This window comes from Streptomyces herbicida, assembly GCF_032656585.1.
GTDB classification, from domain to species: Bacteria; Actinomycetota; Actinomycetes; order Streptomycetales; family Streptomycetaceae; genus Streptomyces; species Streptomyces herbicida.
This window is the reverse complement of record NZ_JAUYWJ010000050.1, coordinates 1-13,189: the sequence shown is the minus strand read 5'-3', so window position 1 is coordinate 13,189 and position 13,189 is coordinate 1. Positions and strand designations below refer to the sequence as shown.

2 protein-coding genes are annotated in these 13,189 nt (G+C 74.2%); both read right to left on the bottom strand.

Features of this window, described 5'->3' with window-relative positions:
* Positions 1 to 129: 129 nt before the first annotated feature.
* Complete coding sequence (locus Q8A52_RS47780) at positions 130 to 11,796, bottom strand: SDR family NAD(P)-dependent oxidoreductase (protein WP_316764888.1); 11,667 nt, start codon at positions 11,794 to 11,796, stop codon at positions 130 to 132.
* A gap of 59 nt (positions 11,797 to 11,855) precedes the next feature.
* Positions 11,856 to 13,189, bottom strand: a 1,334-nt coding sequence (locus Q8A52_RS47775; RefSeq protein WP_316764886.1) for a beta-ketoacyl reductase, incomplete at its 5' end; no start/stop codon positions are given.

The following is a 13,189-nucleotide window of genomic DNA, read 5'->3' as shown; positions in this document are numbered from 1 at the left end:
CCCTCGTACGACGGCGACAGCGGCGGACGTCCGCCGGGACGTCCGCCGGTCGGCCGGAGGTCCCTTCGGACGTCCGCCGGCTTGTCCGCCGGATGTCCCTTCGCGCGTCCGCCGGTTGTCCGCCGGATGTCAGATGCCGAGTTCGTCCGTGATGAAGGCCAGCACCTCGTCGGACGAGGCGTCCTGCAGGCGTGCGCCCACGTCGTCCGTGCCGTCGGAGTGCGCGGTCCGCAGGCTCTTGAAGCGGGCGAGCAGGTCCTCCAGCCGGGCGGTGACCGCCGCGTGCGCCTCGTCGTCGAGCGACGCGTCCGGCAGATGGCTCTCCAGACGGTCGAGTTCGGCCAGGACGCCCTCGGCCGGGTCCGCCTGCTCGGGTGCCAGTTCGGCGCGGAGGAGGCGGGCCAGGGCGAGCGGTGTCGGGTGGTCGAACACGGCGGTCGCGGAGAGCCGGATGCCGGTGGCTGCGGTGAGCCGGTTGCGGAACTCGACGGCCGTCAGCGAGTCGAAGCCGAGTTCCTTGAAGGAACGGGTGGCCCCGACCGCCGAGGGCCCGGCGAAGCCGAGGACCGCGGCCGCGTACGACTGGACGAGGTCGAGAAGCGCCGTCTCCCAGCCGTCGGCGGGCAGGCCGGCGAGGCGGGCGCGCAGTGCCTCGCCCGGTCCGCCCGCGCCCTCCGCCCCGGTCGTGGCGGCGGCGGTGGCGGCGTGCGCGGTGGGCCTGACCTGGGTGCGGACGAGTCCTCGGTACAGGTGCGGCACCGGCGCGCCGTCGGCCGCGCCGCGCAGTGCGGCCGTGTTGAGGCCGATCGGCACGAGGTGCGAGTGCTCGTGTCCGTAGGCGCCGAGCGCCGCGTCCAGGAGTGCGAGGCCCTGCTCGGGGTCGAGCGGGCGGATGCCGGAGCGGGCGAGGCGGCCGAGGTCGGCGGCGTCGAGGTGGCCGGTCATGCCACTGGGCTCGGCCCACAGGCCCCAGGACAGCGCGGTGGCGGGCAGGCCGCTCGCGCGCCGATGGGCGGCGAGGCCGTCCAGGTAGGCGTTGGCGGCGGCGTAGTTGGCCTGTCCGGCGTTGCCGAGGACGCCCGCGGACGAGGAGAACAGGACGAAGGCGTCCAGGTCGCGGCCGGCGGTGAGCTCGTGCAGGTGCTGTGCCGCGACCGCCTTGGGGGCGAGGACGGCTTCGAGCTTCTCCGGGGTGAGGCGGCCGAGGGTGGCGTCGTCGAGGACTCCGGCGGCGTGGACGACGGCACGCGGGGCGTGCCGGTCCAGGAGGGCGGCGAGGGCGTCGCGGTCGGTGATGTCGCAGGCCTCGGCGACGACGGTGGCGCCCGACTCCGCCAGCTCTTGGGCGAGTTCCCTGGCGCCGGGGGCGTCGGGGCCGCGCCTGCTCGTGAGGACCAGGCTGCGTACGCCGTGCTCGGTGACCAGGTGGCGGGCGACGAGGGCGCCGAGGCCGCCGGTGCCGCCGGTGATCAGGACGGTGCCGCCGGTTGCCCAGCTGTGCGGCTCGCCCTGGTCTGCGGGTTCGGTGCGGGCCAGGCGCGGTACGCGGATCTCGCCGTCGCGCAGCGCGAACTCGGGTTCGCCGGTGGCGAGGGCCGCCGCGAGCAGGGCGCGGGAGGGGACCTCGGTGCCGATGTCGGCGAGGACGATCCGGTCGGGGCTCTCGGTCTGCGCGCTGCGGACCAGTCCGTGCACGGCGGCCTGCGCGAGGTCGGCGATGTCCTCGCCGGGTGCCGTGGACACGGCGCCGCGGGTGACGACCACCAGGCGCGCGGTGTCGGTGCGCGGGTCGGACAGCCACACCTGGAGGTCGCCGAGGGTCTGCATCACGGCGTCGTCGACGGTGCTCTGCCAGTGCACGGGGGCCAGGACGGTGCCGATGCCGCCGTCGAGTTCCTCGGTGCTGAAGATCTCGGGCAGGCCGGGAAAGAGCGGATCGTCGCCGAACACCGCCCAGTCGTCGGGGACTTCGGTGGTCTCGGGGGCGGGCAGGGACGTCCACTCCACGCGGAAGAGGGTGTCGCGGAACGGGCTGCCGCCGGCCTGGGAGAGGCGGGCCAGCGCGTCGGCGGGCAGCTGACGGAGCTGGAGCGCCTCGACGGTGGCGACGGGGGCGCCCGCGGTGTCGGTGACGGTGACGGACACCGCGCCCTCCCCCGCGCCGGCGATCCGTACGTGCAGCGCGGAGGCGCCGGCGCTGTGCAGGGTCACGCCGGACCAGTTGAACGGCAGCCAGGGCCCGCCGTCGCCCGCGTCCAGGAACCCGCCGAGCGCGATGGCGTGCAGCGCGGAGTCGAGCAGGGCCGGGTGCAGGCCGAACTCCGCTGCCTGCGCGGCCGTTTCGAGGGGCAGGGCGACCTCGGCGTACAGGGCGTCGTCGGCGCGCCAGGCGGAGCGCAGGCCGCGGAAGGCGGGCCCGTAGTCGAGGCCGAGGGCGCCGAGGTCGGCGTACAGGCGTGAGGTGTCGATGCTCTCGGCGGCCTCCGGCGGCCAGGGGGCGAGGTGCTCACCGGCCTGCGCGGACTGCCGGGTGAGCAGGCCGGTGGCGTGCCGGGTCCACGGGTCGTCGGGCAGCGCGTCGGCGGGCCGCGAGTGCACGGCGACGGTACGGCCGTCCGCCTCGCCGGACGCCGAGACCACCACGCGCAGCTGGATCTCGGCGCGCTCGGGCAGGACGAGCGGCGCTTCGAGGGTGAGGTCGGCCAGGTGCGGGTGACCGGCCTCGTCCCCGGCGCGTACCGCCATCTCCAGGAGCGCGGTGCCGGGTACGACGACGGTGGAGCCTACGGCGTGGTCGGCGAGCCAGGGCTGCGCGGTGAGCGAGAGCCGCCCGGTGAGGACGAGGCCGCCGTCTCCGGGCAGGGTGACGGCCGCGCCGAGCAGCGGGTGCCCGGCGTCGCTCTGGCCGACGGCACCGGGGTCGGTGGCGGCGGCGGTGGGCTCCAGCCAGTACCGCTCGCCCTGGAAGGGGTAGGTGGGCAGTGGCACCCGCCCGGTGGCGCGGCCCGCGAACACGGCGTCCCAGTCGGGCCGTACACCGTGCACGACGAGTCGGCCGAGGGAGGCGAGGACCCGGGCGGCCCCGCCGTCGTCGCGGCGCAGGGTACCGGTGACCACGGCGGTGTCGGCGCCCGCGTCGGCGAGGGTGTCGGTGAGGCCGACGGTCAGGACGGGGTGCGGGCTGCACTCGACGAACACGGTGTGGCCGCTGTCGGCGAGGGAGCGTACGGCGGGTTCGAAGCGGACGGTGTGGCGCAGGTTGCGGTGCCAGTAGCCGGCGTCCATCTCGTGGCCGTCGATGAGCCGGTCCTCCAGCGTGGAGTGCAGGGGGACGCGTCCGGCGCGGGGGCGGACGGGGGCGAGGAGCTCTTCCAGTTCCTCGCGCAGGGACTCCACGTGGGCGGAGTGGGAGGCGTAGTCGACGGGGATGCGGCGGGCGCGCACGCCGTCGCTCTCGCAGCGCTCCAGCAGGGCGTCGAGGGCGTCCGGGTCGCCGGACACGACGGTGGACGCGGGCCCGTTGACGGCGGCCACGGAGATCTGCCCCGACCACTGCTCGAGGAGCTCCTCGACGCGGGAGGCGGGCAGCGGCACGGACACCATGCCGCCGGTCCCGGCGAGCTTGACCAGGGCGCGGCTGCGCAGGGCGACGACGCGGGCCGCGTCCTCGACGCCGAGCGCACCGGCGACGCAGGCCGCGGCGATCTCGCCCTGCGAGTGCCCGACGACGGCCGACGGGACGACGCCGAGGGACTCCCACAGCGCGGCCAGCGACACCATCACGGCCCACAGGGCGGGCTGTACGACGTCGACGCGCTCCAATGAGGCCGCGCCCTCGGCTCCGCGCAGCACGTCGAGCAGCGACCAGTCGGTGAACGCGTCAACCGCCGCCGCGCACTGCTCGACGCGCGTCCGGAACACCTCCGAGGTGTCCATCAACTCCCGTGCCATGCCGATCCATTGGGATCCCTGGCCGGGGAAGACGAACACGGTCTTGCCGACGGGCCCGGCGAGCCCCTCCTCGACCCCGGCGGCCGGTGTGCCCTCGGCGAGGTCGGACAGGCCCTGGAGCAGCTCGGCGCCGTCGTCGCCGACGAGGACCGCGCGGTACTCGAAGGGGGTGCGGGTGGTGGCGAGGGAGTGCCCGACGCGGGCCAGGTCGGCGGAGGCCAGTTCCCGCCCGGCGAGCTGCTCACGCAGTCGGTGGGCCTGGGCGCGCAGCCCCTCGGGGGTGCGGGCGGTGAGCAGCCACGGCACGGGCCCGTCGGCGTGCTCCGCCTGCTCGGGTACGGCGGCGGGTGCGGGCGCCTCCTCCAGGATCACGTGGGCGTTGGTGCCGCTGAAGCCGAACGCGGAGACGCCGGCGCGGCGCGGTGCCGCTTCCCGGCGGGGCCAGGGCCGGGCCTCGGTGAGCAGGCGTACGGCGCCCGCCTCCCAGTCGATGTGCGAGCTGGGCTCGTCGACGTGCAGCGTCGCGGGCAGCTCCTCGTGCCCGAGGGCCTCGACCATCTTGATGACACCGGCGATTCCGGCCGCGGCCTGGGTGTGTCCGAGGTTGGACTTCACGGAACCCAGCCACAGCGGCTCCTGGCGGTCCTGACCGTAGGTGGCGAGCAGGGCCTGAGCCTCGATCGGGTCGCCGAGGCGAGTACCGGTGCCGTGCGCCTCGACGGCGTCGACGTCGGCGGGCGCGAGACCCGCGGTGGCCAGGGCCTGCCGGATGACGCGCTGCTGGGAGGGGCCGTTGGGGGCGGTGAGGCCGTTGCTGGCGCCGTCCTGGTTGAGGGCGCTGGCGCGGACGACGGCGAGGATGTCGTGGCCGTTGCGCTGGGCGTCGGAGAGCCGCTCGACGAGGACCATGCCGACGCCCTCGGCCCAGCCGGTGCCGTCGGCGGACTCGGCGAAGGCCTTGCAGCGGCCGTCGGCGGCGAGCCCGCGCTGCCGGCTGAAGTCCACGAAGGTGTCGGGCGTCGCCATCACGGTGACACCACCGGCGAGCGCCAGGTCGCACTCGCCGCGCTGCAGCGCCTGGACGGCCATGTGCAGGGCGACCAGCGACGAGGAGCAGGCTGTGTCCACGGTGACGGCCGGGCCTTCGAGCCCGAGGACGTAGGAGATGCGGCCCGAGGCCACACCGCCCGAGGTGCCGGTGCCGAGGAAGCCCTCGACGCCGTCGGGGAGGTGGGTGTATCCGGCGCCGTTGCCGTAGTCGTGGTAGATGAGCCCGGCGAAGACGCCGGTGCTGCTGCCGCGCAGGGTGTGCGGGTCGAACCCGCCGCGCTCCAGGGCCTCCCAGGAGGTCTCCAGCAGGAGCCGCTGCTGCGGGTCCATGGCGAGGGCCTCGCGGGGGCTGATGCCGAAGAAGGTTGCGTCGAACAGGGGCGCGTCGGGCAGGAATCCGCCCTGGTCGGTGTAGCTGGTGCCGGGGCGCTCGCCGGTCGGGTCGACGACGGCGTCGATGTCCCAGCCACGGTCGTCGGGCATGGCGCCCATGGCGTCGCCGCGGGTGGCGAGCAGCCGCCACAGATCCTCGGGCGAACGCACTCCGCCGGGGAAGCGGCAGGCCATGGAGACGACGGCGATGGGCTCGTCGGTGCCGATCGCCGGACCGGATGCAGCCGTCTCGGTGGGCAGGGAGCCGACGAGTTCCTCGCACAGGTAGCCGGCGAGCGCCTCGGGCGCCGGGTAGTCGAAGACCAGCGTGGCGGGCAGCCGCAGGCCGCAGGCCCCGGCGAGCCGGTTGCGGAACTCGACGCCGGTGAGCGAGTCGAAGCCCAGGTCCTTGAAGGCCTGGGTGACGTCGACGGCCTCGGGTCCACTGTGGCCGAGGACGGCGGCGGCGTGGGTGCGTACGACGTCGAGCAGCAGCGCGAGCTGTTCGTCGGCGCCGAGCCCGGCGAGCCGCGTGGCCAGTTCCCCGCCTCCGGCGGCCTTCTCGGCGCCGCGGGCGGTACGCCGCGCCGGGGTGCGCACCAGGGCGCGCAGCAGCGCGGGCACCTCCTCGGGCGCGGCGGACGCGGGCAGGTCGAGGTGGATGGGCACGAGTGCGGAGTGCGGCAGGGCGAGCGCGGTGTCGTACAGCGCGAGTCCCTCCTCGCCGGTGAACGCGGCGGAGCCGGAGCGGGCCATACGGGCGCGCTCGGCCTCGTCGAGCGATTCGGCCATGCCGCCGCCCTCGGCGGCCCACAGCCCCCAGCCGAGCGAGAGGCCGGGCAGGCCGTGGGCGCGGCGGTGTGCGGCGAGGGAGTCCAAGTAGGCGTTGGCGGCGGCGTAGTTGGCCTGTCCCGGGTTGCCGAAGGTGCCGGCGGCGGAGGAGAACAGTACGAACGCGGAGAGGTCGGCGAGCCGGGTCAGCTCGTGCAGATGCCGGGCGGCGTCCGCCTTCGGGGCGAGGACCTTGTCGAACCGCTCGGGGGTGAGCGAGCCGACGACACCGTCGTCGAGGAGGCCCGCGACATGCACGACGGCGGTCAGCGGGTGCTCGTCCGGTACGCCGTCGAGGGCCGCGGCGACCGCGTCCCGGTCGGCGGCGTCACAGGCGACGAGGTCGACGACGGCACCCGACTCCCTTATGGATGACGCGAGTTCTTCGGCACCCGGTGCCTGCGCACCGCGCCTGCTGGCCAGCAGCAGCCGCCGTACGCCGTACTCGGTGACCAGATGCCGGGCGAGCAGCCCGCCGAGCGCGCCGGTCGCGCCGGTGACCAGGACGGTGCCCTCGGGGTCCAGCGGCGCGGGCACGGTCAGCACCAGCTTGCCGGTGTGCCGGGCCTGACCCATGACGCGCAGCGCCTCCGGGGCCTCGCGCACGTCCCACGCGGTGACGGGCAGCGGACGCAGCGCCCCGCTCTCGAACAGCGCGAGCAGCTCGCCGTACATCGCCTGGATCCGGTCCGGTCCCGCGTCCATGACGTCGAAGGCCTGGTACACCACACCCGGGTGTTCGGCGGCGACGGCGTCGGCGTCCCGGATGTCGGTCTTGCCCATCTCGACGAACCGGCCGCCGTGCGGCAGCAGTCGCAGCGACGCGTCCACGAACTCCCGCGCCAGCGAGTCGAGTACGACGTCCATGCCACGCCCGCCGGTGGCCTCCAGGAAGTGCTGCTCGAACTCCAGGGTGCGGGAGTTGGCGATGCGGTCCTCGTCGACACCCAGGGCGCGCACGGCAGTCCACTTGGCGGGGCTGGCCGTGCCGTACACCTCGGCGCCCAGATGCCGGGCGAGCTGCACGGCCGCCGTGCCGACACCGCCGGCGGCGGCGTGGATGAGCACGGACTCGCCGGCGCCCAGGCCCGCCAGGTCGACGAGGGCGTAGTAGGCGGTCAGATAGACGACGGGCGCGGCGGCGGCCTCGGCGAACGTCCAGGTGGACGGCATCGCGGACACGAGCCGGTGGTCGACGACGGTCAGCGGTCCGAACGCCCCCGAGAACAGGCCCATGACCCGGTCCCCCACGGCGAACCGGTCCACGCCGGGCCCGACCTCCAGCACGACACCGGCCGCTTCCAGACCGAGCCGCCCGGCGTCTCCCGGGTACATCCCGAGGACGTTCATGACATCGCGGAAGTTGACGCCGGCGGCGCGGATCGCGACCCGGATCTGCCCTTCGGCGAGCGGCGCGGCGGCCTCGGGGAAGTCGGCGACGTACAGGCTGTCCAGCGTGCCGGTGGCGGTGAAGTCGAGCCGCCAGGGCGCGTCTCCCGACGGAATGCTCAGCTCGCCGCCCACGCTCCGCACCAGCCTGGGCACCAGCACCTGGCCGCCGCGCAGCGCGATCTGGGGCTCGTCGGTGCCGGCCAGGACGGGCAGCAGGGCGTCGGCGGACTCGACGGAGGTGTCGAGGTCGACCAGGACGATACGTCCCGGGTGCTCGGACTGGGCGGACCGCGCGAGGCCCACCACGGCTGCGGCGGCAGGGTCGGGCACCCGGTCGCCCGCGGCGGCGGCCACGGCCCCCGAGGTGACCAGCACGAGCCGGGCGCCGTCGGGCTGTGCACCCTCCAGCCACTCCTGTACGACCCCGAGTGCACGGTGCACCGCCTCGCGCGGCTCGAACCCGGCGGTGACGAACGTAGCGAATACCAGTTCGGCCTCGTCGGCGTCCGCCACGTTCCGCCCGCCGGCCTCCACGATCAGGTCGACGACTCCGAACGGGTCGGGCCCGATCACACGGCAGGGGACGGACGGCTCGTAGGCGGAGGGGTGGGCGGGGGCCTGGGCGACGGTCTGCCAGTCGAGCCGGTACAGGGAGTCGTGCCCACTCCCGCCGGCCGGTGCGGCGGGCAGGGCACGCAGGGCCAGCGCGCCGACGGTGGCGACGGGAGCGCCGGCCGGGTCGGCGAGGTCGATCCGGTACCCGGACCCCTCGCGCCGCACCCGGACGCGCAGCGCCGAGGCTCCGGCGGCGTGCAGAGCGAAGTCTGACCAGGAGAAGGGCAATCGAGCGCCGTCCTGGTCGCTGTCGAGCAGACCGATGGAGTGCAGGGACGCGTCGAGGAGGGCCGGGTGGATGGCATAGCCCCGGGTGTCGGTGCCCTCGGGCAGGGCCACCTCGGCGTATACGGTGTCGCCGTCGGCGGTACGCCAGGCGGCCGTGAGGCCCTGGAACAGCGGACCGTACTCCAGACCGATGGCGCCCAGGTCGTCGTAGAGGTTGGCGGTGCCGACCGGTTCGGCACCGGCCGGGGGCCAGGCGGCGAGGTCGGTGGCGGCCTCGACGGCATCTGCCGACAGGACACCTTCGGCGTGCAGGGTCCAGGCCCCGTCCTCGCCCTCGTGCCGGGAGTGGACGGTCACGGCGGGCTCGTCGCCCTCACCCACACGGACGCGCAGCGCCACACCGCCGCGTTCGTCGAGGACGAGCGGGGCGTGCAGGGTCAGGTCACGGACGGTCCCGCACCCGACCTGGTCCCCAGCACGTACGGCGATCTCGACCAGGGCGGCGCCGGGCACGATCACCGTGCCGTTCACCGCGTGCTCGGCCAGCCACGGGTGCGTGGCCAGGGACAGCCGACCGGTGAACAACACCCCGTCGGAGTCCGGCAGTTCCACGGCCCCGGCGAGAATCCGGTGGCCCGCGGCGGTCAGCCCGAGCCCGGCGGCGTCCGACGCCGTGTACGGAGCGGTGCGCGGCCAGTAGGCCTCATGCTGGAAGGCATAGGTGGGCAGATCTACGTGGCGCCCGACGGTGTCGGCGAAGAAGGCCCGCCAACTCACCTCGCCCCCGGCACAGTGCAGTCGGGTGAGGGCTTCGACCAAGGCCTGGGGCTCGGTGCGGTCGCGGCGCAGGGTGGGCAGAGCGCGCGGGTCGGCGACCATCGCGGTCAGCACGGCGTCCGGGCCGAGCTCCAGGAACGTACCGATGCCCTGCCCGTCCAGCGTCGCCACGGCGTCGGCGAAACGGACCGCCTCACGGACATGCCGGACCCAGTAAGCGGGATCGGAAAGCTCCTCGTACGACACCTGCCCGCCCGTCAGCGTGGAGACGATCGGTATCGCAGGCTCGGAGTAGGTGAGTTGGGCGGCGACCTGCTCGAACTCGGCGAGCATCGGCTCCATCAGCGGGGAGTGGAAAGCGTGGCTGACGGTCAGCTTCTTGGTCTTGCGTCCTGCCGCGGAGAAGTGCCGTACGACCTCGTCCACGCCCGCCTCCGGGCCGGAGACGACCACGGCGGACGGTCCGTTGACCGCGGCGATACCGGTGCCTGCGGGGAGAACGGGCAGGACTTCGTCCTCCGTGGCCTGTACGGCGGCCATCGCACCCCCGGCCGGCAACTGCTGCATCAGACGGCCACGAGCCGCCACCAGCCTCGCCGCGTCCTCCAGCGACCACAGCCCGGCCACATGCACGGCGGCCAGCTCACCGATCGAATGCCCGGCCAACGCATCCGGCCGCACACCCCACGCCTCCAGCAGCCGGAACAGCGCAACCTCCAAGGCGAAGAGAGCAGGCTGGGTGTATCCCGTCTCGTCGAGGCCCTCCCCGCCGAACATGACCTCCTTCAGCGGCCGTTCGAGGTGCACGTCCAGAGCCGCGCACACCTCGTCCAGCGCGGCCGCGAACACCGGGAACGCCTCATACAGCTCCCGGCCCACCCCGGCCCGCTGACTCCCCTGCCCCGTGAACAGAAACGCGGCCGGTCCGCCCTTGGCGGCCTGAGGCTCCTCGTGGGTGATCGTCGCGAGTCCGGCCAGCACCCCGTCACGGTCACCCGCCACGGCGGCGGCACGGTACGGCAGCGCCGAACGGCCGGTGGCGAGGGTGCGGCCGATGTCGGCGGGGTCCAGCTCCGGGTGTGCGGTGGCGAAGTCGAGGAGCCGGGCCGCCTGGGCGCGCACGGCTTGGGCGGTCCTGCCCGAGACGATCCAGGGCACGACCGGCAGCCCGGCCGTCTCCGCCAGCGGCGCCGGCTCCTCGGCCGGGGCCTCCTCCACGATCACATGGGCGTTGGTGCCGCTGATGCCGAAGGAGGAGACACCGGCGCGCCGGGTCCGCTCCCCCGCGCTCCACGGCCGGGCCTCGGTCAACAGCTCGACGGCGCCCTCGGTCCAGTCCACATGTGAGGAGGGGACGTCGACGTGCAGGGTCTTCGGCAGTTGCTCGTTGTGCAGGGCGAGGACCATCTTGATGATCCCGGCCACGCCGGCGGCGGCCTGGGTGTGGCCCAGGTTGGACTTGATGGACCCCAGCCACAGCGGTTCCTCGGGGCGGTCCTGACCGTAGGTGGCCAGCAGCGCCTGGGCCTCGATCGGGTCGCCGAGCCGGGTGCCCGTGCCGTGCGCCTCGACCACGTCGACCTGGTCGGGCGAGAGGCGGGCGGCGGCGAGAGCCTGTCGGATGACTCGTTGCTGGGAGGGGCCGTTGGGGGCGGTGAGGCCGTTGCTCGCGCCGTCCTGGTTGATCGCCGAACCGCGTACCACCGCGAGCACCCGGTGGCCGTTGCGGCGGGCGTCGGAGAGCTTTTCGAGGACGAGCATGCCCACGCCCTCGCCCCAGCCGGTGCCGTCGGCGGCCTCGGCGAACGGCTTGCACCGGCCGTCGGGCGCGAGCCCCCGCTGCCGGCTGAAGTCCACGAACGTGTCGGGCGTCGCCATCACGGTGACACCACCGGCCAGGGCCAGCGTGCACTCACCGCCGCGCAGCGCCTGCGCGGCCAGATGCACCGCGACGAGCGAGGAGGAGCAGGCCGTGTCCACGGTGACGGCAGGGCCTTCGAGCCCGAACGCATAGGACACCCGGCCGGAGGCGATGCTGCCGCCGACGCCGAGGAAGCCCTCCAGATCGTCGGTGGCGCGCTCCAGGACCTCGCTGTAGTCGTGGTACATGACCCCGGCGAAGACACCGGTGGCGCTGCCGCGCACGGTGGCCGGGTCGATGCCCGCCCGCTCGAACGCCTCCCACGACGTCTCCAGCAGCAGCCGGTGCTGCGGGTCCATCGCCAGCGCCTCACGCGGGCTGATCCCGAAGAAGGCGGGATCGAACTCGGCCGCCTGGGAAAGGAATCCGCCCTCGACCGAGTAGGTCCGGCCGACCGCGTCGGGATCGGGGTCGTAGAGGCCTTCCGTGTCCCAGCCGCGGTCCTCGGGGAAGCGGCTGATGGCGTCGCCGCCGGCGGCCAGCAACTGCCAGAGCTCCTCGGGCGAGTTGACGCCACCGGGGTAACGGCAGGCCATACCGACGATCGCGATCGGCTCATGGGCCGAGGCGGTCAGCCTGCGGTTCTGCTCACGCAGCCGCTCGGTCTCCTTCAGAGACGCCCGGAGAGCCTCGACGATCTTCTCGTTCTGTGCAGACACCTTCTGTCCAGACACCTCTTACCTCACCCAATCCGCGTCGCGCGTCGTCAGCCGCGTCATCAGAAGTCCGATCCTTCGAGCGCCATCGAGATGAGGCTCTCGGCATCCATGTCGTCGATGTCGTCCAGGTTTCCGGCGCCTTCGCCCGCCGGGTCGTCCGCTGCCAGGGGCGCACCGATGGCCGTGGGCCGGTGGCCCGCGAGTTCGAGCAAGGCGTCCAGGAGGCCGGCGTCCCTGAGCCGGGCCAGCGGAATCGTCCGCAGGGATGCCCGCACGCTCTCCTCGTACGTCTCGTCGCCGGCCTCGGTGGCATCCTCGGGAACGAGCTGCCGGAGCAGGAATCCGGCGAGTTCGGCCGGGGTCGGGTAGTCGAAGACGAGCGTCGCCGGGAGGCGGACACCCGCTTCGGCGCCCAGTCCGTTGCGGAGTTCGACCGCGGTGAGCGAGTCGAATCCGAGTTCCTTGAAGGGCTTGTCCGGGGTGATCTCCAAGGTCCCGCTGCCGCCGACCGCACCGAGGACCGCGGTGACGTGCCGGTTGACCACCTCGAGGACGAGGCGCTGCCGCTCGGAAGCCGCGAGCCCCGCCAGCCGCTGCGCCAGTTCCTGCCCACCCTTGACACCGACGCCGGCGGCGGCCCGGCGCACGACCATCGGCCGCACCAACTGCGCGAACAGCACAGGCACTTGACCGCCCGAGGTGCGGGCGAGAGCCGCAACGTCGAGCCCCGCGGGAACCAGCAGGGCACGGCCCGCCGCGATCGCCGCGTCCAGCAGTGCGAGCCCCTCGGCCACCGCCAGCGGCCGTACTCCGGAGCGCGCCATGCGCTCGATGTCCGCCTCGCCGATCCCGGCTCCCATTCCTCCGGCCTCCGGTGCCCACAGGCCCCAGGCCAGGGAGATGCCCGGCAGCCCCTGCACACGCCGCTCGGCGGCCAGGGCGTCCAGGGCGGCGTTCGCGGCGGCGTAGGCGCCCTGCCCCGCACCGCCCAGCACACCGGCGGCGGAGGAGTAGAGGACGAAGGCCTCGATGTCGTGCCCGGCCGTCAGCTCGTGCAGATGACGGGCGGCATCGACCTTGGGCCCCCGCAGCGCGTCCAGCGCCTCCGGCGTGAGCGAACCGATCGTCCCGTCCTGCACCACGCCGGCGGTGTGGACGACGGCGGTGATGTCGGGGTGCGCGGAGAGGAGGTCGGCGAGCGCCGCGCGGTCGGTCACGTCGCAGGTGACGATCTCGACCTGGGCACCCAACTGAGCGAGCTCTGCGGCGAGTTCGGTGGCGCCGGGGGCTCCGGTGCCGCGTCGGCTGGTGAGCAGGATGCTGCGCACGCCGTGGGTGGTGACGAGGTGGCGTGCGGTGAGTGCGCCGAGGCCTCCGGTGCCTCCGGTGATCA